Here is a 20837-nt window from a genome sequence, read left to right as displayed (position 1 = left end):
TTTTTAAAGTTAAACAGCGGTATATTTTAAAAACTTCCATTCATATTATCTATTCATAATCTATATTTATCTTATTATTTCGATGATGATTTATTTTCAATTTACTAAACGCATATCTTTTTTAAAAAGCAATAATTCTTATTTAAGCTCATAACCACCGCTCACCAGTAGATTAAAAACACATTTTTCATTAAAATACCCCGTGCATCGTTTTGTTTAAATAAAATGAGAACGCTACCCACATCACCACGACCTTAACAAACAACTTAACAATTTGTTGTTTAACAGGTTTTGATTTGAGTTCTAGGTTTGAAATAACCAATGCTTGTAATGTTATAACGCATGTGCAAGTCTGCGAAATTCTCTTTTAAGTTTTTAAAAGCCCATGCAGTCACTTTAGTAGATCATCGCATGCTTCAAAACAGTACAGTGATTGTTCATTTGAACCCTCTAGAACACTGAAATAAAACGTGATGACAATCATTGAAAGAAATGAATATGTGAAACCCAAGATAGAAATTATCTTTAACAAAAGGTTCATCACATCGCTTTAGCATCATTTCCTAGCGAAATGTCGTTATCACTCGATCGTACATTGACTGCAATGCAATGAACCTTGATACTTTCAGTGTTTTTATTTAAGCAAATCGGTTCGTAGGGACTGAACCAAAAGTTTGGTCCTCAAAAACATAATCTAAAGCAAGGGGCTATATATGGCTGGTGGAAAGTCAACAATCATTTACACATTGACCGACGAGGCGCCACTGTTAGCGACCTATTCGCTGCTACCGATCATTGAGACCTTTACTAAGCCCGCTGGCGTAGAGATTGTAAAAACAGATATCTCTGTCGCTGCTCGTGTGCTTGCAGAATTTACAGATTACCTAACAGATGAGCAAAAGTTACCGAACAACCTTGCAGAATTAGGTCGTCTTACTCAAGATCCTGATACAAATATCATCAAACTTCCAAATATTAGTGCATCTGTTGCTCAATTAACAGCATGTATCAAAGAACTTCAATCTAAAGGTTTTGCGATTCCTGATTATCCAGAAAATCCAACCACTGATGAAGAGAAAGAAATCAAAGCACGTTATGGCAAATGCTTAGGCTCTGCTGTAAACCCAGTTTTACGTGAAGGTAACTCTGACCGCCGTGCGCCAACTGCTGTAAAAAATTACGCGAAAAAACATCCACACTCTATGAATGAATGGAAACAGTGGTCACAAACCCACGTTTCTCATATGGATGAAGGTGACTTTTATCACGGCGAAAAGTCAATGACTTTGGATCGTGCGCGTAATGTCAAAATGGAATTGATCACTAAGTCTGGTGAAACTATCGTTCTTAAGCCAAAAGTTGCGCTTCAAGACGGCGAAATCATCGACTCAATGTTCATGAGCAAAAAAGCACTTTGCGACTTCTATGAAAAAGAATTAGATGATTGTAAAGAAGCGGGCATTTTGTTCTCTTTACACGTTAAAGCAACCATGATGAAAGTTTCACACCCGATCGTATTCGGTCACTGTGTGAAAATTTATTATAAAGAAGCGTTTGAAAAACACGCTAAATTATTCGCTGAATTAGGCATTAACGTAAACAACGGTATGGCGGGTCTTTATGAAAAGATCGCAACTTTACCAACATCTTTACGTGAAGAAATCATCGAAGATTTACATGCTTGTCAAGAACACCGTCCTGCTTTGGCAATGGTAGATTCTGCAAAAGGCATCACAAACTTCCATTCACCAAATGACGTGATTGTTGATGCTTCTATGCCTGCAATGATCCGTGGTGGTGGTAAAATGTGGGGTGCTGACGGCAAACCTTACGACTGTAAAGCAGTTATGCCTGAGTCTACATTTGCACGTATTTACCAAGAAATGATCAACTTCTGTAAATGGAATGGTAACTTCGATCCACGTACCATGGGTACTGTACCTAACGTTGGTTTGATGGCGCAAAAAGCTGAAGAATACGGTTCACACGACAAAACTTTCGAAGTTTCTGCTGCTGGTGTTGCAAACATCACTGACATCGAAACTGGTGAAGTGTTGATGTCTCAAAATGTTGAGGAAGGTGATATCTGGCGTATGTGTCAGGTGAAAGACGCACCAATCCGTGACTGGGTAAAACTTGCTGTAACGCGTGCGCGTAACTCTGGCATGCCTGCTATCTTCTGGTTAGACCCGTACCGTCCACACGAAAATGAATTGATCAAGAAAGTTCAAACTTACTTGAAAGATCACGACACTGCTGGTTTAGACATTCAAATCATGTCTCAAGTACGTGCAATGCGTTATACACTTGAACGTGTCGCGCGTGGTCTAGATACAATTTCTGTAACGGGTAACATTTTACGTGACTACCTTACAGACTTGTTCCCAATCATGGAGTTGGGTACTTCTGCGAAAATGTTGTCGATCGTTCCGTTAATGGCGGGTGGTGGTATGTACGAAACTGGTGCTGGTGGTTCTGCGCCTAAACACGTACAACAATTGGTAGAAGAAAACCACTTACGTTGGGATTCTTTAGGTGAGTTCTTAGCACTTGCTGTTTCTCTTGAAGAAATGGGCATTAAAGAAGACAACGCGAAAGCGAAACTTCTTGCTAAAACATTAGACCAAGCAACAGGTAAACTTCTCGACAACGATAAATCTCCATCACGTCGTACGGGTGAACTTGATAACCGTGGCAGCCATTTCTATCTTGCTAAATTCTGGGCTGAAGCTTTGGCTGCGCAAGATGAAGATGCTGAACTTAAAGCGAAGTTTGCACCACTTGCTAAAACACTTGCTGACAACGAAGATAAAATCGTTGCTGAACTTGCTGCAGTGCAAGGTAAAGCTGCTGATATCGGTGGTTACTACGCAGTAGATACAGCAAAAGTTGATGCGGTAATGCGCCCAAGTGCAACGCTTAATGCAGCACTTGCTTCTGCTTAAGTAAAAAACTTATCTCAATATACAGAGATATAAAAAACCGATGCTAAGGCATCGGTTTTTTTATTTACGCTATACGCTTTTTCAATCTTCTTGCACCTTATAACCAAATTTTTGAATAAATAGCTGAATGATCAAATTTTGCTGATGTTTTAAGCCTGTGCAGGATGAATCACAGCAAATATCAGCACTAGCGTCCATACACCCAATATTGTGATATTTTTCATTCTATTTTCCTTATGATTAAAATCTTTTTTAGCCTTAAAATAATGTCTATCTTCATCAATATGGAACTTTATTTAGCCATAAAAGATACGTTTCATCTGAGGATGATGTAACTAAAGTAGTTCAAGCATATGGATTAAAAATTATATAATTTAATTTTTTAGACAATAAAAAAAGCCTCCAAGTCTTATATGCTTGAAGGCTTTTCCATATATCTGGTCCGAGGGTCAGACTCGGTTATATCAATAAGATATTGATATAAATAAATTATATTCATATCTGTAAATTTATATCCTTAAACGTATCCTTATTACTTATTTTGCCCCTTAGCCACTCTATATACTGTTGCAATTCCTACGCCTACAGCTTTGGCTATTTCCTCTTTAGTCATATTGCCAGCCTTTAAAAGCTCAGTAATACGATCATGCTTTACAGTATTGGCTTTCTTTCCACTAGGCACATATCCTGAACGAGCCAGTCCTTGCTTGATACGTTCTTTGCGTTTGTCATTATCCAGCTTGGCCATTGTTGCCAATAGATCAATCAGCATGGCATTAATCACATTTAATATTTCGCCTGTCATTCCGTCATTGGTTGTGTGTGTGGTCGGCAGATCAGCAACTATCAAACGCAATCCCTTAGCCTTGATCTTTTCCTTTAGGGTTGCAAAATCATCTTGGGATAATCTACTTAATCTATCCACACTCTCCACCAGTAGAATGTCGCCCTTGTTTGCCTCCAATAGTAATTTGCTTAATTCTGGACGCTCAAGCTTAGTACCTGAATAGTTTTCTATATACGTGCTGTATTGATCGCCATAGCTTTGGCTGAATGCAATCAAATCACTCAGCGCTCTTTCTGCATCCTGATCCTTGGTGCTCGCTCTCACATAAATACGAATAGTCATATCATCAAGCCTTTATCATTTAACTATCAATTAATAAGAATTATGATAATACTATCATTTAATAAAGTAAATTAGTTAAATGATAGTTTGTGATAGATAATTATCAATTTATCTTTTGGGTATAGTCTAATGATAGGTAAAGGTCTACAAACCAAAGCCCCCTGTAAATTCACTTTGATTGAATTCAACTTTTTTAACAACAAAGTACTTAAAGAATAAATCAAGTAATTCGAGAAAATCTTCAGTGGTCTTATCATCATATTTATATGTGTAAGGTCCATTCTTTTTATACTGAGTTACATCTAATATTTCAAAGATTTCTGGATGCGCTTCCTTTTTTCTTTTCATAGTTACTTTAACTTTTAATCTTTTAGTAGCACGCTCAGCAAAATTATATTCTTTCTCATTACGCTTCTCCGTTATAGGATTAACAATCTGAATTAAAAGGATTAATTCCTTGTACTTAAAGGATAAAACATTATCTTCTTTAATCTCATGATCGAAATCGGGACAGGTAGAAAGGAACTCTGTTGTAATCAAATACTTTAGATGGTTTACATGCTCTTCCAACTGTCTAGCTTTCTCGCTTTTATAGGCTTCAAATTCATTTTGTTGTTCAATAAGTAATTGAAGTCCATCCATATCAAATGCTCTTCTTTGAAAATAAGGGATAATCATTAAGTATAGTCGATGAAGATTGTTGCCGTAACTGCCTATGTTCACTCTTAAAACCACATTGATGGTTTTGCCGTGGTGTGCCCTTTGGCAAGGGGAAATACCTTTCCAAAATTTTCGACTGTGATGCAATCACCTGACCACCTGACCACCTGACCACCTGACCACCTGACCACCTGACCACCTGACCACCTGACCACCTGACCACCTGACCACCTGACCACCTGACCACCTGACCACCTGACCACCTGACCACAAGCATGGTCGGACCTACTCACATTGCAAGGGGGATATGGGGTCAAAAGTCGCCAGCCTGCCCCTTTAAAAGACCGTCCCCCCATGAAATTTTCTCTTGGTCAAAAGTCGGAGGGAGGGGGTATCATTTTTGCGGTTCATATTGGTGCAAAAATAGAGAAACACTAAGAATATGGTAGGTTTTGCCAATAATTAAATATCTATATTTTCTATGTGTTACAGGTGTTACATAGGTTACAAGACTGTTTTATATAGATTTTTCAATTCACCTATCTAAATAGTGATGAATACACATACATATATAAACTTACTTTTATTTATAAAATTACTTATATATCAATATCTTAATTGGTTTTCATTCAATTGATTATAGTTATATCTACTCTGCTACACATATCTATTATTTTTGAGGTGTTACAAGTGTTACACAGGTTACAAGACTGTTTTATATAAATTTATCTGTAACACTTTGAGCCTTTGAATCATGTTACATGGGGTACGTTTTAGGGTCAGGGGGGCATGAAAAATATCTCAATTCGCCTTAAGCGGACACCGCCCCTCTTTCTCACGTATAAAAAAATTTCCAATTTCGATTAAAGTAAATAAACATTGGGACAATTAGGGCAAGATTATTTATCTTTTGGCAGTTTTGAATAAATTTTATGAGTTTCTATTTGTGGCTTATCTAGGATTCTCACCTACATTACAAAACAGTGCCAAAAATTCGGAATGAATATCCTCGCCCTTGCCACCCTACGGCGAAAATTCAAAATCTGATCGATTTAATGAGCTGGGGCAAAGCTATTGTAGTGCTGAAAAGCTTTCATCGCTGGATGGGTAAAATTAGGGAATAAATAGAATCTAAAATTGCTGTCGTAATAAAAGATGTTCTGCTCAATTAGGGCATTAATCAAATACTGGGCTTGCTCTTGATTCAGTAAAAATTTATGTATCAGGTCTTGCCGTATATGCTCAGGTTTTACTAGGGCATTTTCTACAGGATTATTAATTTTACGCAAGTTGCTACGGTGTCGCTCCAGCCGATCAAAATAAGTCTGCATCACTTCTTGCTGTATATCTTGATCCAGTCTTTCGGCATTTGATGCAGTTGCATTACTTAGTATTTCGATGATTTCTGCTTTAGACTGCTTAACTTTCTGTATTTCAATATCTGTGATGCGCTCTGCATGATGTAAACGCACGGTTTGGCTGTCTATTAGTTCTATTTCTACACCCTCTTGCTGGATATGCTCTAATAGCTCATAACATGATTGAAGCCGTAAACGGCGTATTAGCTGTGGTTTGTATTTACGTACAAGGTCTGTGCTTTGCTGGGGGATATCATCAGAATGATGTAAGCGTAAAACTTGATTGTTGATTAACTCAAGACTTGCGCCATAGTGCTGTAAAACTTGGCTAATTAACTGTGCAATATTCATTATTTAAGATCACCAATAAAAAGACTGCACGGCGTTAAACACTCGTACAGCCTGTAATTGAGTTAAATATCTATGGTTGTGCCTGTGTTTACGTCATCCGTATATGGATTGGTGGCTTTCTCAATGTCATAGCTAAACATTGAAGTGTTGAACACATATAGCCAAACTGGATTTTTACTTTCGGGAGTACGTTCCTGTTTGGTGGTTTTGCCATTAGCACAGTCTAACCAGCCATGTTTTTTAAGCACCTTCGCTACTTTCTTAGGGTCAAAACCTGTGCAAAGTTCCTGTTTAAATTGCTCTTTAAAGAACAAATAACGCAAGGTTTCACGCTGTTGGGCATTTACCACTTTATAGCCCACTCGATACATGGTTTTTTCTCTAAAGCTCTTGGTATCGGTATTTGCATCATCGGCATGATCTGAATTGCCATAGCTTGCACGCTTATTGCCCTCAATTAAGGTATCAAAACGGCTATTTCCGTTCGCCTCAAAAAATGCTCTGACTTGCTGGAGTATCTGCCGATCTTCAAAGTCCCCGACCATTTCAAAGCTATTTAACCATGTCTTAAATACGCTGATTACAGCTTCTAAAGCCCTGCCCTTTTTCCAGCCTGTAATATTGGCTTGTGTTGCCAGCTCGCCAGCCACGGCGACAACGGCAAAACGTGAAGCTACTCGGGCAATGTGCCCTTGTGCATTGTCTGGGGTAATTTTGGCTTTAAACTGCTGATACATTTTTAAGGCTGTTTCAGTAATTTGCCCCTTATCATTGGTCAAATATTCAAGCCATGCTTTACCAGCCACACCATAAGCATTGATTGAATTTTCATACAGCATATTGGCTTGCTGTGAAGCATCAGGGGCAAAGTCCACAAGATCAAATACACCATACTCGCAAGCGTCTAAGCTAATTTCAGGTAATCGGATTTCTTGCCCAAGTTTAGCCGTTTGCCCTATTTCGTTCAGAATCTCTTTAAAGGTCTTTTCGCCACTGGATAAGAATAAGACACGCCATTGCTGTGGGGCTTTGGTTATCGCTGTTCTTGCCATACGTGCCTTACCTTGACCATTGGCAAGCATATACACGGTTTGCCCAATATCTTTAGCACTGGCTTCGCCAATCTCATCCAGCACTAAGAAGCCATCATTGTGCATAAAGGCGGTTTGCTCTAGGGCATTGCCTGTAGATCGCCAAGTACGGTAGTACTCTTTCGGGTGTCCCCATACACTACAAGCGAGATAAATAGCAGTACTTTTGCCTTTTGATGATGTGCCATTAATATGGAAGCCACCACCTTGCTGGTTTAATGGTTCAAGTAATTGCCCAGCAAAGGCACACGCCACACTAAATACCAGCTTTGAATGACTTTCTAGCAATAAACTTACGCCATTTTTCCACGTTTCTAGCTCACCTTTGAATTGAAAGCGGTTATCTAGCCCATCTGTACGCTGATAGACAATAACCTCGTCATGTTTAGTGGCTGGATTGCTATAGGTTTCAGTCGGCAATACATAACGATGACCATGCCATCCGACACTATCCACACATAAGGCAAATTTATCGACTGGATAGCTCATTAAATAGATTTGAAAAAGCTCTCTGCCTCTGCGGTCAGGGGTAATGATCACGCCTTGATTGGATAGGGCTTTTCGTGACTCGGTTCCATCACCCTGAAATAGCTCATTCGGTACAGCCCAGTTATGGTGAATAAAAGCATCATCTTGCCACTGCAATAAACGCCCCCAGTTATTACTGGTGTTATCCCTCGTTTTAGCTGTTACTAAAATTGGGCTGGAGATAAAGCGTTCCCGATATTCACCATTTTTTAGCTTCTCGATGTAGAACACGCCTTTATCGTGTACCTCAAAACTGCCGTTTTCCCATTCCATTGGCTCTGCAAGCATGCCATCAGGTAAATTATCGCTTGGTGATGGTGGCTGATACTGTGCTGTGATTAACGCTGTAATATCGCTTGCTGTCGTGTTTAACCCTTGTTGTTTGCGTAGGTCTGCCCAATCCATTACATCGCCTTTTTCAGGCAAATTAAGCCCATCCAAGACGATATATCGAATATCACAACCCAATACATCGAGTTGCTGAGCAATTTCATTAAAAAACTTGGTCCCTGCCTTGTCGTTATCTGCCCATATCACAATGTCATGCTTGGCCAATGGTTTTATGTCGGTTTTATCCGTATTGCCACTGCCTCCGCATGTTGTCGCTATTAAACCCATTGAATTAAGAAAATCAGCTTTCTGCTCACCTTCAACGATATAAATCGGCTGTTTTTCAGCAAGATTTAATACCTGCTCAAGGGCATACAACGGCTTTTTACCTTGGCCAATTGGATACAGCTCATTGAAATCAGGATCACCAAACTTAAAACCACGTTCACCACTTGAGAATACACGTATCCATTTATCACCAGTATGGTAGTTTTTGGCTCTCACTTTCCAATACACTGGCATGCCGTGACCATCGGTATAGCTGAATAGGTACTCAAACTGATAGCCGTTTTTAACCTCCCGTTCCGCCAACTTTTGAGCATGGATAAAAGCTTGTTCCTGGACTTCCTGATAATCTAAAAATTCAGTCATTTGTCATTCTCCCATGCACCCAAGTCTTTACATGCTTCAATAAAAGACTTGCCTGTTAGCAACTGGTGAAATGCAATCAAATCACCACCTTTGGCTTCACAAGCCATACACTTAAAGCAACCTTTACGGCTGTTTATGCGTAGGCTTGGGGTACTGTCATTATGAAAAGGACAAATCATTTCTCGCCATTCGCCACGACCTTTGACGGCGTAGCCTCTAGCGGTTAAATATTCGATAGGATCAGGAAGTAATGCCCGATTTAAGCCAAATTTCTTTGGCTTATCGGTATTGGTGTTTCGGTATTTCCCTAGCGTAGGGTGCGCTTTTTTCATTTATTCGCCCTCGTATTCTTTTTCTAAATCACGAAAGCGGGTTTCATAAACATGGGCTAGCTCAATAGAAATATTCATGAGTTTGTCCAGTTCATCAAAATGTTCAAGCTTTAGGGAGTAACCATTTTTAATATGGCTTTTGAGTTGATAAATACGCTCTTGTACTTCATCAAATAAAAAAGCAAGGTGGGCAATATTGCCTTTGGCTTGAGTTGCCAAGTCAGATAAATCTATTGAATGATCTTCTAAAATTGTTTTTTGATTAGGCATGTTTAATGCGCTCCTTTTACATTTTTTTGGAGCTTTACCATTCACGACCAAATGAGGGTGGCAAAGCTGAAAAGGGTTGGTCGACAGGCGTAAAAGGAAACCTGCACACGTAAACGTGTCCCTCTCCAGCCTCACCATAAAATGCGAACGCATAGAGATAGTACGCACAAAAAAAGCCCGATAAGCGGACTGTGCGCCTTTTACAAAATAGCCGACCAAAGCTAACCCAACTGCTTTTTGTTGGGCATATTTAGGATATAAAGCTTTACTGTTGTTTGCAATGTGATTTTGCAGTAATGGCATGGTAAGCATTAAAAAAGCCCTCCATTTTCTGCATGGGCTTTTACCGCTTGATTTAATCGTTTGATGGCTCTTAAATGTAAAGCAATGCTGTCTTGCCCTTGAATATGATATTTCCGTGCATCTGCTCGCATGCTATGGGTGATTAAGTTGAACAAACAACCATCCACACCAATACAAGGGCTGTTATGCTGCGGATTTTTATTTAGCGTATGCCCTAAGTGAATATAATCATGGCGGTCTTGTGCAAGCTCAGCATAGTTGATGACAGTTTTAATCACCCCTAATGGCAAAATAAGAGCTTTTTCAAGTTGGTGAAACCCTTGATTGTTACGCCAATCGATTAGAGTTTCTGCATTATAGATAGGTACATAAGCCGTTATTTCTATGGCTATCTGCTTTCCATTAGAAAAAATAAAACCATCTTGAATATAATTTAACTCAGGATTAAACACAGCGTACTCTTGGTGCGCAAAGGCAGAGTGGGATTCATCAGGCAAGGCTTTATAACTGACCAACCAACAAAATTCAGATTTCCTCCCAATACTGGCAATGTGTGAAATAGCCTTTGTTAAATAAATATAGGCTTGTGCCTGAAATTTATCTCCGATATTGATATGACTGTATTTAATTTCTTTTGGCGTTTCATTTTTCATGATTTAGCCTCAGTTTCTTTGGATTTCATCCATTCAGCTATATCTGTCGCACGCCATACGGTGATAGTTGGGCTAAGTTTCAATGGCTGTGGAAATTCACCTTTACGCACCCACTCCCATAGTGTTTTTTCAGATACACCAATTAGACCTTTACTGGCTCTACGTTCGCCAATTACTCGGGTTTTGCCCTTGTTAATGCCTGACTTATATTGATGGATACGTGCTGGGCGTTCGGGAATGTTGGCAAGATCTTTCATACGGTAATAACACCCTGTACCGTGTTGGTTTTGAATTGGCTGATTTGATTCATACATGACAATTCTCCCGATTAAGCCGATTGCATCGTATTGGTTTGTTTTTGGCTGTTATGCCATTGCACCAATTCCGCATAATCAAAATAAACAGGGGCTTGGCGTGTAGTTCCAGCTTTGTAAGGCTTAGGGAATGTTGGGTCTTTAGCTATAAGTTTGCGTAGTCCCTCGGCAGTGAGGTCTAACATTTGACAAGTGGTTTTTTGAGATACTCGTAGCGGTTGTGCATGAGTAGGTAAAGCATGAATTTGCATTTATAAGCCCTCATATCGGTTTATGAGGCTATTTTGTTATTGATTTATGATGATCAAAATATTGTATGCTAGTACAACCTTTTTCAATGCTAGCAATTTTGGGATTCTGCTAGCATAAACCTTTTTTTGATTTACTTTGCTTTATCATATTTACTCATGTATTTCCTTATTGCTTCATATCCTAGGCAGCCATTTTCCTCACTATGGATTGCCCACTCAGCAAAACGAGCATATTTCTTTTTCTGATTAGTCCAACCATCCTTATCCCAATGTTGTTCTAACTTCTTATAAATAGGGTCTTTTCTTTCTCTGTCATTTTGAGCTTTTATTTTTCCACCTTTGCTACTTTCTTCGTTAAGCTTGTAATAAGTACCAAATATATCCAATCCCAATAATCCACAAGCATAACCATAAAGAAGAGTTGCTTTTGGTAAACCTAAAAAATCTGTCAAATTATCATTTTTAAATTCAAATCTACATGACTGAATAGCCCAAAATAGACAATGTTCAGCTTCTTCAATTTTAGTTAAGGTTTGATAATTTGGATTATCTTCTTCTTTTATTTTGTTTAATTCCTCAATTAATTCAGCTCGCTTTGTTTTATCTTTTTCAAAATACAAGGTTGTTCTAATCTTATCAGCTTCAAAATTATTTATTTTTTTATCTCTAGGATGAAAATATTCAGGAAATAGCGTTAATTCTTTAAATTTTCCACCATTATTTTCAATATAAACCTTAAATTTATCTCTAAACTCATCAATACTTTTTTCTTTACCTTTTAATAAATCCAAAAAAAAGCCAACATCGCTATCAGTGTTATATTCAGGCTTTTTTGATGAATAAAAATCCAATGTTGTTCTACATAACTGTAATAAATACAACCACAACCCATCAGGTAAACTTTCAATAAAATTGTTTTGGTCTTCCCTTTCTTGAAAATTCATCAGTCTTACCGCCTGTTTTATCAATAAAAATAATAAATTAGTTTCGATATAGTGGCATATATTAGATACATTCCACAAAAAATTAAATCATTCATCTTGCCTATCCAAGATACAAAGGACTGTTTTAAAGGTTGTCATTTGGGTCAATAAAATAAGCCTCCATCCAAGTATTCAGACTTTCCAGCACTCATATGGCTGGCAATTCCCCATTATGTAATCCATTCACCATATGCAAAATTCAGCAAAAAATAGGTTACAAAAGTGGTTACAGCCTAGATTTTAAATTTAACACTTATAAAACAGTAATTTATGTAATGAAAAACATTCATTTTATGACGTAAAATCCTGTTTAAAAGTAGGTTACAGCCACAAAAAAAAGGTTTTAAAATTTAAAATAATTCAATAAAAACAAATGTGTAACCTATTAAATAAAAAGTGTTACAGCTATTTATAATTAATTCCTTATAAAACAATAATGTAACCTAGTAACACCTGTAACACTCAAAAAAACACCATATCCGTAAAACATAAGAATTAGAGTTTTGGCAAAATTCACAATTTAAAGGCTGTTTTTGCGTATGCCATTTACGCCTAATTAAGCAATGAAAGAATTTGTCATTTCAGCCAATTTAAGCTTAATCAACTTCGCATATTTAATGTTAATTACGCCCTGCTTTGCCTGCTCCATCAATGAAAGGCTAAACTCCATCGGGCTAATAAATTTCTCTTGGTTGGCTTCTAGGTAATCACTCCACCAACAAAGCATCATTCTGCGTTCTTCCATAAATTCAGCATGGTGCATATAAGCCAATCTAACGCCATTTCGTTCTTGATGACTCATTTGCTTCTCTACGGCATCCTCAGTAAATAAAGTGCTTTCAATCAATGCACCACATGCCATGCCCCTAAAGCCATGAATACATACATCATCTTGGGTGCTGTAACCCATACGCCTAATCATGTCATTGACTGTGTTTTCACTCAGAAAACCACCCATATCTACGCTATTAGGAAATACATTTAAGGAAATACCGCTATAAACCTGTGTTTCTTTAATGAGTTTCAATGCTTGCGGGGATAAAGGGATAAGATGCTTTTCTTTCATCTTTGCGCCTCTGTGAGAATCTTTATATCCTGTAATCAATTCCCTAGTGGGCGGTATGGTCCATATCTTTTTATCAAAATCAAACTCATTCCAGCGTGCAAATCGTAGCTCACTAGATCGGGCAAAAGTATGCAAGGCAAATTCTAAGCACAGCTTGGTAATTGGGTTGCCTCCGTCATTCCTTAAACGGCTGAAAAATTCAGGCAATCGTACCAATGGCAATTTAGGATAGTGCTTTGTCTTTCTTGTAATCGTAATTGCATCACTCAATGCCACGGCTGGGCTAAGGTCGATATAACCCTTAGTGATGGCATAGGCGAAAATGCCTGAAAATCTTTGGCGTGTTTTACTCACGATTTCTAAATAGCCCTTTTCCTCAATTTTACTCAGGACGCTATATAAATCTCGGGTTTTAATCGTGTCTATCTGTTTACTACCAATAACAGGGAAAACGTACATTTCGAAATTGCTTAGGGCTTTTCTTGCCGTGGCTTGATTCCACTTACCAGTCGCCACATAAGCTTCATGCCAATCTCGTGCAATTCGTTCAAAGCTAAACTCATCACTATTTTTGGCTTCTTCAATTTTTATTTGATTTATGGGGTCAACATTATTGGCTAATTGATTTAAATAAATGGCTCTACGTTCCCGAGCTTCTTTTAACGTAAGGGCTGGGTAGTTGCCCAATGTCATTAATCCATCTTTACCATTAGGTCTTTTATATTTGAATCGCCAAACTTTCGAGCCATTTTTACGGACGAATAAAATCAACCCTTGCCCATCATACAAGCTGTAATCTTTTTCTTTAGGTTTTGCGCTATCACATTGAGTAGAAGAAAGTGGCTTAATCTGTTTAGCCATAAGGATTTCACTCCGAATGAGGATACGGAAGTTGACCGCAGTGGATATATCCTCAAATGTATCCTTATTATTTTACGCTGTATAGTGGTATATGTTTGTATGTTTCAGCATTTAAAAACAACAAAGCCCTGAATTATCAGGGCTTTCGAAGCTTATATGCTGTATGTTGGCATATAATTTTATATCTGTGGTCCCGAGGGTCGGACTCGAACCGACACATCATCTCTGATAGTGGATTTTGAATCCACCGCGTCTACCAATTTCACCACCTCGGGAAAGGTTGTGTGGCTATAATAGCGTTTTTCTGAATGTTGTCAATCGACAAGCTTTTTATTTGTATATTTTTAATTCATTTTTATTTTTTTAGATTAAAAAAAACTCAATCCGAACGATTTATTTTAAAAAAGACTATACTACATCCAGTTTTACTGCCTATATTTTATTGTACTTATGCAACTCTCTGACTTTAAATTTGATCTCCCTGATGAACTTATTGCACGCTATCCATTAGAAACTCGTAGCGCATCTCGCTTACTTCATTTAAATGCTGATGGCACATATCAAGATCACCATTTCGCAGACATTCTTGATCTCTTTGAAGAAGGTGACTTAATGGTGTTAAATGACACCAAAGTGATGAAAGCACGATTAAAAGGCAAACGTGCAACTGGAGGTGCTGTTGAAATTTTGGTTGAACGTATCTTTGATCAAACAACAGCGCATTGTCATATCAAAGCCAGTAATTCACCAAAAGCAGGTGCAGAACTATTTATTGGAAAAGATGAAGTCAAAGTGACTGTCACAGGTCGACATGAAAACTTATTTGTTGTTGAATTTTCTCAACCAATTTTACAAGTTTTAGATTTATATGGTCAGTTACCTATTCCACCTTATTTTAATCGTGAGGCTGAAGCAATTGACACTGAGCGCTATCAAACTGTATTTAATGATCCAACAAAACTGGCAAGTGTCGCTGCGCCAACAGCAAGTTTGCATTTTGATCAAAATTTATTAGAAAAGTTAGCACAAAAAGGCATTCAAAAAACCTTTGTGACTTTACATGTCGGCGCAGGAACATTTTTACCTGTGCGTACCACAGATATTGAAAATCACATTATGCACAGTGAATGGTGCGAAGTGTCAGAACATGCTGCTCAAATGATTCAAGAAACACGAGCGCGTGGCAATAAAGTGATTGCGATTGGTACAACTGCGACACGGGCAATTGAAAGTGCTGCACAAGCGTGTGGCGGAAAAATTGGCGCTTGGACAGGTGATACACAAATTTTTATTTATCCAGGTTATCAGTTTTGTGCAGTTGATCGTTTAATTACAAATTTCCATTTACCAGAATCGACTTTGCTGATGTTAGTTTCTGCACTTTCAAATAAAGAAAATATTCTCAATGCTTATCAGCATGCTGTTGCAAGTAAATATCGTTTCTTTAGTTATGGTGATGCGATGTTGATTGAAAAAGCTGCCATTTAATTGGTTAAATTTTGCAGCTCATGCTTGCGTACTTTTAAATTTTAACTTTAGAATGGGTGTGATTTTTTCAATCACACCCATTTATAACAATGATGCCTTATCAAACACAAATTCAACGTATAAAAACAAAATTAATCGCTGCTCAACATGCCGATCCAGATTTAGAAGTCTTTGGTGCTGATGCACATCAATATCAATTGAATGCGCCCATTCCCATGCAAAAAATTATTGATTTTGAACAACAACATGGCATTCAACTTCCAATTGAATATAAGCTTTTTTTAACTGAAATTGGTCATGCAGGTGAATCTTTTTCAAATTCTGCGGCAGGTCCTTTTTATGGGATCTACCCTTTTGGGGAACAATATCAGTTATTTTCTAATGATTTTGACCAAGCGTTACTGACCAATCCAACCTTGCTCACACCCGATACCCCCCATGAAATATGGCAAGCTCAAATCCAAGAATTATATGCAGAAAATTTAAGTGATTATGAGTATGAGCAGCAAGAAGCCAAAATTTTTGGTGGTTTATTTGTGATTGGTTCTCAAGGCTGTGGTTATTCTCATGCCCTTATTCTCAATGGGATATATACAGGCAAAGTGGTCAATATAAGCATTGATCATGACAAACCAAAATTTAGCGATGAAGCTCATTTTTTAGACTGGTATGAGCGTTGGTTAGATGAGGTCATTGATGGCAATTTACAAAATACGCATGCGTGGTTTGGCTATCAAATGGGAGGAACAGAATCCGATTTAATGCAAAGATATAAAAATACACAAGACCATCAGTTGAAGTATCAAATTTTAGAAGGTTTAAATTTCAAGAAAAGTTTAACTCAAGATACATTGCAACAGCTTTTAGCATATTGTCCTGATGAAAATAATGAAAATCAAATCATGATTTTGTCTTTAGTTTCAAAGCATGATGCTCAACGTGCTGTGCCTTATTTGGAAGAGTTACTCAAAACCCAACTCAATACTGCGGTTAAACTGATTCATTGGTATATTGAAGAAGACCTACCACATTGGATTTCACGCATTTATGAATATCTGCCTCATGTTCAGGATGAAGAAACTTTTCGCTTTGCATGCTACATTTTACAAAAAGATGAACAACAGCAATTTCAGCAGCTAAAACCATTTGTACAGCATCCTGATTTTGAAATAAGGAAAAGTACTTTTTACACCTTTTCTTTTTTAAATGATAAAAAACCCTATGAGACTGAGTTTTTACATGGTTTAGACAGTAATGAACCTTCTCTACTCATTCAAGTTTTACAAGCCATGCAAGGTTTAAAAACACGTGCTATTTTGAAAAAATTACAAGCTTTAGTTGTAAAATTTCCCTATCAAGACATTGAACCTGATGAAAATGGTCTTCGTTATTATTCGGCTGACACCGATGATTTGGTCTATATCAGCAGTAATATCAGCAATGTACTCAAAGAATACAACTTAAATCATGATTCTATTCAGCATATAAACCCAGAGACATTTGAATTTAATCCATAATTTTTCAAACTCATCAATTTACTAAACGCATCCTCTAAAATACAGCAAGTGCGCTTGCTGTCATTCAGCTTTGATCAAGGCCGTTGATTGCCTTCATTTTCAATTCATATTTAGTCTTTATGATGACTAGCAATTCACCATAAAAACATGGGAAAATAGTCACCTTTTGCAACAATCAATCAGCGAACTGTTTTTTCGCCAGATTTAGGTCATTTATGAAATTTGAAAGATTAGGTCAGTCGGGACGTGCTCGTCGTGGTCGTTTAACCTTAGAGCACGGTGTGGTTGAAACGCCTGTATTTATGCCTGTAGGTACATACGGTACAGTGAAAGGTATGCTACCGCGTGATATTGAAGATATTCAAGCTCAGATTATTTTGGGCAATACTTTTCATCTTTACTTACGTCCGGGCTTAGATGTCATTCGTGAGCATGGTGGCTTGCATGAGTTTATGAAATGGGGAAAACCTATTCTCACTGACTCAGGTGGCTTCCAAGTCTTTAGTTTAGGCGCAATGCGTAAAATTAAAGAAGAAGGTGTTACTTTCCGCTCGCCTATCGACGGTTCAAAAGTCTTTTTATCACCTGAAATTTCAATGGATATTCAACATACATTGAACTCAGACATCGTGATGATTTTTGACGAATGTACGCCCTACCCTGCAACACATGAAGAAGCACAAAAATCATTACAACTTTCATTACGTTGGGCGAAACGTTGTAAAACTCAGCACCATGACGTATTAAAAAATAAAAATGCATTATTTGGCATTATTCAAGGTGGAATGTACGAAGACCTGCGTGAAGAATCACTCAATGGTTTGAAAGAAATTGATTTTGATGGTTTTGCCATTGGCGGTCTATCTGTTGGTGAACCAAAAGAAGAAATGATTAAAGTCTTGGATTATTTGCCTGCAAAAATGCCAGAAGATAAGCCACGTTACTTGATGGGCGTTGGTAAACCTGAAGATATCGTTGAAGCCATTCGTCGTGGTGTTGATATGTTTGACTGCGTTATGCCAACCCGTAATGCACGTAATGGGCATTATTTTGTGACTGATGGTTTGGTGCGTATTCGTAACGCAAAATATCGCCATGACCAAAGTCCACTCGACCCACATTGTGATTGTTACACATGTAGCAATTTTACTCGTGCTTATTTATTCCATTTAGAAAAATGTGGTGAAATGCTCGGTTCAATGTTAGGTACGATTCACAATTTACGCTATTACCAACGTTTTACCCAAGATATTCGTGATGCTTTAGACAATGGCACTTTTGATGAATTCGTAACAGATTTCTATCAACGCCGTGGTTTAGACGTTCCACCTTGTCCAGAAGACTAATCACTAAAATAGGAATGTTTTTTCATTCAACAGGATTTGCGCTGAACCACAAGACAAGGTAAATTGCAGAACAAGTCAATTTAAATGTCATGTTTTTGACACCAGTTATTTAACTTTAGGAAACTAAAATGAGTTTATTTATTTCTGCTGCTCATGCAGCTGAGGCACCTGCACAAGGTCCAAGCATGATGGCTAACTTATTGATGATTGCTGTTTTTGTTGCAATCTTCTATTTTCTCATCTGGCGTCCTCAAGCTAAACGTGCCAAAGAACACCGTACACTGATTGACAGTTTAGGCGTTGGTAGTGAAGTTGTTTTTGCTGGCGGTCTAATGGGACGTGTCATCAAACTTGAAGGTGACTTTGCTGTTATTGAGCTAAATCGCGGTAATGAAGTAAAAATACAACGTGCTAGTGTCATTTCAGTACTTCCTGAAGGCACATTAAATAACCTTTAATCATAAAGCAGTCGTGCTCCTCGCACGACTTTTTCATTTTAAGAAGAAAGCGAATGCGTTACCCTGCATGGAAATATCTACTGATCCTCGTTGTTCTCGTGGTCAGTACATTATACGCACTGCCAAGTTTGTATCCTGATGAGCCTGCTGTTCAAATTTCTGGTGCCAAGGCTGGTACTCAGATTGATCAGTCTGTCATACAAAAAGCAGAGCAAATATTAAAAAGTGACAATATTGCCACTCATGATAATACTTTTACCAACAATGCTGCATTGTTGCGTGTAAGTTCATCTGATGCCCAACTTAAAGCACAAGAAGCTTTACGCAAAGGTTTAGGTGATAATTATGTTGTTGCATTAAACCTTGCGCCAACCACACCAGAATGGTTACAAAAAATTGGTGCTAAGCCAATGAAACTAGGTCTGGACTTACGTGGTGGTGTTCATTTTCTACTTGAAGTAGATATGGACAAAGCAATTGCACAACGTATGGAAACCTCAGCAACAGATTTACGTCGTGATTTACGTGAGCAAAAAATTAAATTCAATAGCTTAACGCTAAACAACAATACGATTACTTTGTTATTTGCAAATAATGATGATCGTGCTGCTGCTATGGATTTTCTACGTCGTGATGGCAATAAATATACTCAGCAAGCACTTGCAACCGATACAGGTTCTACTTTAAAACTCACCTATAATGATACAACAAAGCAAGAGATTCAGTCTTATGCTTTAAATCAAAACTTGACCACTTTACGTAACCGTATCAATGAGTTAGGTGTAGCTGAAGCTTTAGTACAAAGCCAAGGTAGTAATCGTATTGTTGTGGAATTGCCTGGTGTACAAGATACAGCCGAAGCAAAACGTGTTTTGGGGCGTACTGCTAACTTAGAATTCCGCTTAGTTTCTGATTTGAATGATCAATATGTAACACCTTATGGTCAGTCTAATGGTCAACCTGTTCCACCAGGAACAGAGCTATTTGCTTATGAAACTTTAGACAGTGGCAAACAGTTATTATTAAACCGTAACCGTATTTTAACAGGTGAACGTGTTCAAAATGCATCGAGTGGTTTTAGCCAAGATACTGGCGGAGCTGAAGTAAATATTACTTTAGACAACGCTGGTGGTAAGCTCATGGCAGATGCGACACGTAATGCTGTTGGTAAACGTATGGCGGTATTGTTTATTGAAAATAAACAAAAAATTGAATATATAACCGACCCAACTACAGGTGTTCAAACAGAAGTTCGTACGCCATTTACCGAATCTGTCGTCATCAACGCAGCAACGATTCAAGCTGTGCTAGGTGCTCAGTTCCGTATTACAGGTCTAGATTCACCACAAGAAGCGGCTGAACTTGCCTTGATGTTACGTGCAGGTGCTTTAGCTGCCCCAATGTACTTTGTTGAAGAACGTGTTGTGGGTCCAAGCCTTGGTCAAGAAAACATTGATAAAGGTGTACTTTCAACTCAAGTTGGTTTCATTCTTGTCGCAATTTGGATGGTTGTATTCTTCCGTGTCTTTGGTGTTATTGCAGATTTAGCATTAGTGATTAACCTTGCAATGCTCTTAACAGTGATGTCTTGGATTGGTGCTTCGCTCACTTTACCTGGTATTGCGGGTATCGTCATCACCATCGGGATGGCAGTCGATGCGAACGTTCTGATTTGTGAACGAATACGAGAAGAAATGCGATGGGGCGCCTCCCCTAAACAGGCGATTGTGGCAGGTTATGATCGTGCTTATAACACAATCTTTGACTCCAACTTAACCACCTTTTTGGTTGCATTTATCTTATTTGCGATTGGTACAGGTCCGATTAAAGGCTTCGCTGTGACATTGATGATTGGTATTGTTTGCTCAATGTTTACTGCGATTACAGTTACTCGCGCTATCGTACAGATCATTTATGGTAAAAAACGCAACTTGAAAAAGTTGAGCATATAG

The 20837-nt window shown here is 38.1% G+C and carries 17 protein-coding genes, 1 tRNA gene and 1 pseudogene; 6 read left to right on the top strand and 13 right to left on the bottom strand.

Going from position 1 to position 20837, the window contains the following annotated elements:
• The first annotated feature begins 713 nt into the window (after positions 1-713).
• Positions 714-2945, top strand: a complete 2232-nt coding sequence (locus tag C9E89_RS04340) for an NADP-dependent isocitrate dehydrogenase (RefSeq protein ID WP_107008084.1) — start codon at positions 714-716, stop codon at positions 2943-2945.
• A 532-nt stretch (positions 2946-3477) separates the two neighbouring features.
• Here the strand turns inward: C9E89_RS04340 and C9E89_RS04335 are convergent.
• From C9E89_RS04335 to C9E89_RS04275, 13 genes and pseudogenes are all read right to left on the bottom strand, one after another.
• Positions 3478-4074 carry a recombinase family protein gene (locus tag C9E89_RS04335; RefSeq protein WP_107008085.1) on the bottom strand — a complete coding sequence of 199 codons (597 nt, stop codon included), beginning with the start codon at positions 4072-4074 and terminating at the stop codon, positions 3478-3480.
• Between the two features lie 144 nt (positions 4075-4218).
• Positions 4219-4716, bottom strand: coding sequence for a hypothetical protein (locus C9E89_RS04330; RefSeq protein WP_107008090.1), 498 nt, complete (start codon positions 4714-4716; stop codon positions 4219-4221).
• An 83-nt stretch (positions 4717-4799) separates the two neighbouring features.
• Positions 4800-5090 carry a hypothetical protein gene (locus C9E89_RS04325; RefSeq protein WP_171405074.1) on the bottom strand — a complete coding sequence of 97 codons (291 nt, stop codon included), beginning with the start codon at positions 5088-5090 and terminating at the stop codon, positions 4800-4802.
• A 696-nt stretch (positions 5091-5786) separates the two neighbouring features.
• Entirely contained in the window at positions 5787-6443 is a 657-nt protein-coding gene (locus C9E89_RS04320) for a hypothetical protein (protein WP_107008358.1), read from the bottom strand.
• A gap of 62 nt (positions 6444-6505) precedes the next feature.
• Complete coding sequence (locus tag C9E89_RS04315; protein WP_107008357.1) at positions 6506-9043, bottom strand: DUF927 domain-containing protein; 2538 nt, start codon at positions 9041-9043, stop codon at positions 6506-6508.
• On the bottom strand, positions 9040-9375 hold the full coding sequence (locus C9E89_RS04310) for a CHC2 zinc finger domain-containing protein (RefSeq protein WP_107008356.1): 336 nt from the start codon (positions 9373-9375) through the stop codon (positions 9040-9042). The genes C9E89_RS04315 and C9E89_RS04310 overlap by 4 nt, the downstream gene beginning before the upstream one ends.
• A gap of 300 nt (positions 9376-9675) precedes the next feature.
• Positions 9676-9948: pseudogene (locus C9E89_RS04305) on the bottom strand (hypothetical protein); the annotation flags it as partial.
• Between the two features lie 8 nt (positions 9949-9956).
• Positions 9957-10601, bottom strand: a complete 645-nt coding sequence (locus C9E89_RS04300; protein ID WP_107008355.1) for a hypothetical protein — start codon at positions 10599-10601, stop codon at positions 9957-9959.
• Positions 10598-10915, bottom strand: a complete 318-nt coding sequence (locus tag C9E89_RS04295) for a helix-turn-helix transcriptional regulator (protein ID WP_107008354.1) — start codon at positions 10913-10915, stop codon at positions 10598-10600. The genes C9E89_RS04300 and C9E89_RS04295 overlap by 4 nt, the downstream gene beginning before the upstream one ends.
• 14 nt (positions 10916-10929) lie before the next feature.
• The gene (locus tag C9E89_RS04290) at positions 10930-11166 is read right to left on the bottom strand and encodes a transcriptional regulator (RefSeq protein WP_107008353.1); all 237 of its coding nucleotides are present in this window, start codon (positions 11164-11166) and stop codon (positions 10930-10932) included.
• Between the two features lie 131 nt (positions 11167-11297).
• Entirely contained in the window at positions 11298-12110 is an 813-nt protein-coding gene (locus C9E89_RS04285) for a hypothetical protein (protein WP_107008352.1), read from the bottom strand.
• Positions 12111-12705: 595 nt separating this feature from the next.
• Positions 12706-14076, bottom strand: coding sequence for a tyrosine-type recombinase/integrase (locus tag C9E89_RS04280; protein WP_107008351.1), 1371 nt, complete (start codon positions 14074-14076; stop codon positions 12706-12708).
• A 188-nt stretch (positions 14077-14264) separates the two neighbouring features.
• A tRNA-Leu gene (locus C9E89_RS04275) sits at positions 14265-14351 on the bottom strand.
• 175 nt (positions 14352-14526) lie between these two features.
• Here C9E89_RS04275 and queA point away from each other — a divergent pair.
• From queA to secD, 5 genes are all read left to right on the top strand, one after another.
• Positions 14527-15564 (top strand): tRNA preQ1(34) S-adenosylmethionine ribosyltransferase-isomerase QueA, encoded by a 1038-nt coding sequence (queA, locus tag C9E89_RS04270; protein ID WP_107008350.1) that lies wholly within the window; start codon positions 14527-14529, stop codon positions 15562-15564.
• A 92-nt stretch (positions 15565-15656) separates the two neighbouring features.
• The gene (locus C9E89_RS04265) at positions 15657-17081 is read left to right on the top strand and encodes an SMI1/KNR4 family protein (protein ID WP_171405073.1); all 1425 of its coding nucleotides are present in this window, start codon (positions 15657-15659) and stop codon (positions 17079-17081) included.
• A gap of 215 nt (positions 17082-17296) precedes the next feature.
• Complete coding sequence (gene tgt, locus C9E89_RS04260) at positions 17297-18427, top strand: tRNA guanosine(34) transglycosylase Tgt (RefSeq protein WP_107008348.1); 1131 nt, start codon at positions 17297-17299, stop codon at positions 18425-18427.
• A gap of 128 nt (positions 18428-18555) precedes the next feature.
• Entirely contained in the window at positions 18556-18885 is a 330-nt protein-coding gene (yajC, locus tag C9E89_RS04255; protein WP_107008347.1) for a preprotein translocase subunit YajC, read from the top strand.
• A 53-nt stretch (positions 18886-18938) separates the two neighbouring features.
• Positions 18939-20837 carry a protein translocase subunit SecD gene (gene secD / locus C9E89_RS04250; RefSeq protein WP_107008346.1) on the top strand — a complete coding sequence of 633 codons (1899 nt, stop codon included), beginning with the start codon at positions 18939-18941 and terminating at the stop codon, positions 20835-20837.

Origin of the sequence: Acinetobacter sichuanensis, assembly GCF_003024515.2 — a bacterium.
In the GTDB taxonomy this organism is placed as follows: Bacteria; Pseudomonadota; Gammaproteobacteria; order Pseudomonadales; family Moraxellaceae; genus Acinetobacter; species Acinetobacter sichuanensis.
This window is presented reverse-complemented; position numbering and strand designations above follow the sequence as displayed.

What these genes read in the sequence shown, in the direction of transcription:
- C9E89_RS04340 (WP_107008084.1), top strand. Translation starts at nt 714, where the DNA reads ATGGCTGGTGGAAAGTCAACAATCATTTACACATTGACCGACGAGGCG.
- C9E89_RS04335 (WP_107008085.1), bottom strand. Translation starts at nt 4,074, where the DNA reads ATGACTATTCGTATTTATGTGAGAGCGAGCACCAAGGATCAGGATGCA.
- C9E89_RS04330 (WP_107008090.1), bottom strand. Translation starts at nt 4,716, where the DNA reads ATGGATGGACTTCAATTACTTATTGAACAACAAAATGAATTTGAAGCC.
- C9E89_RS04325 (WP_171405074.1), bottom strand. Translation starts at nt 5,090, where the DNA reads ATGGGGGGACGGTCTTTTAAAGGGGCAGGCTGGCGACTTTTGACCCCA.
- C9E89_RS04320 (WP_107008358.1), bottom strand. Translation starts at nt 6,443, where the DNA reads ATGAATATTGCACAGTTAATTAGCCAAGTTTTACAGCACTATGGCGCA.
- C9E89_RS04315 (WP_107008357.1), bottom strand. Translation starts at nt 9,043, where the DNA reads ATGACTGAATTTTTAGATTATCAGGAAGTCCAGGAACAAGCTTTTATC.
- C9E89_RS04310 (WP_107008356.1), bottom strand. Translation starts at nt 9,375, where the DNA reads ATGAAAAAAGCGCACCCTACGCTAGGGAAATACCGAAACACCAATACC.
- C9E89_RS04300 (WP_107008355.1), bottom strand. Translation starts at nt 10,601, where the DNA reads ATGAAAAATGAAACGCCAAAAGAAATTAAATACAGTCATATCAATATC.
- C9E89_RS04295 (WP_107008354.1), bottom strand. Translation starts at nt 10,915, where the DNA reads ATGTATGAATCAAATCAGCCAATTCAAAACCAACACGGTACAGGGTGT.
- C9E89_RS04290 (WP_107008353.1), bottom strand. Translation starts at nt 11,166, where the DNA reads ATGCAAATTCATGCTTTACCTACTCATGCACAACCGCTACGAGTATCT.
- C9E89_RS04285 (WP_107008352.1), bottom strand. Translation starts at nt 12,110, where the DNA reads ATGAATTTTCAAGAAAGGGAAGACCAAAACAATTTTATTGAAAGTTTA.
- C9E89_RS04280 (WP_107008351.1), bottom strand. Translation starts at nt 14,076, where the DNA reads ATGGCTAAACAGATTAAGCCACTTTCTTCTACTCAATGTGATAGCGCA.
- queA (WP_107008350.1), top strand. Translation starts at nt 14,527, where the DNA reads ATGCAACTCTCTGACTTTAAATTTGATCTCCCTGATGAACTTATTGCA.
- C9E89_RS04265 (WP_171405073.1), top strand. Translation starts at nt 15,657, where the DNA reads ATGCCTTATCAAACACAAATTCAACGTATAAAAACAAAATTAATCGCT.
- tgt (WP_107008348.1), top strand. Translation starts at nt 17,297, where the DNA reads ATGAAATTTGAAAGATTAGGTCAGTCGGGACGTGCTCGTCGTGGTCGT.
- yajC (WP_107008347.1), top strand. Translation starts at nt 18,556, where the DNA reads ATGAGTTTATTTATTTCTGCTGCTCATGCAGCTGAGGCACCTGCACAA.
- secD (WP_107008346.1), top strand. Translation starts at nt 18,939, where the DNA reads ATGCGTTACCCTGCATGGAAATATCTACTGATCCTCGTTGTTCTCGTG.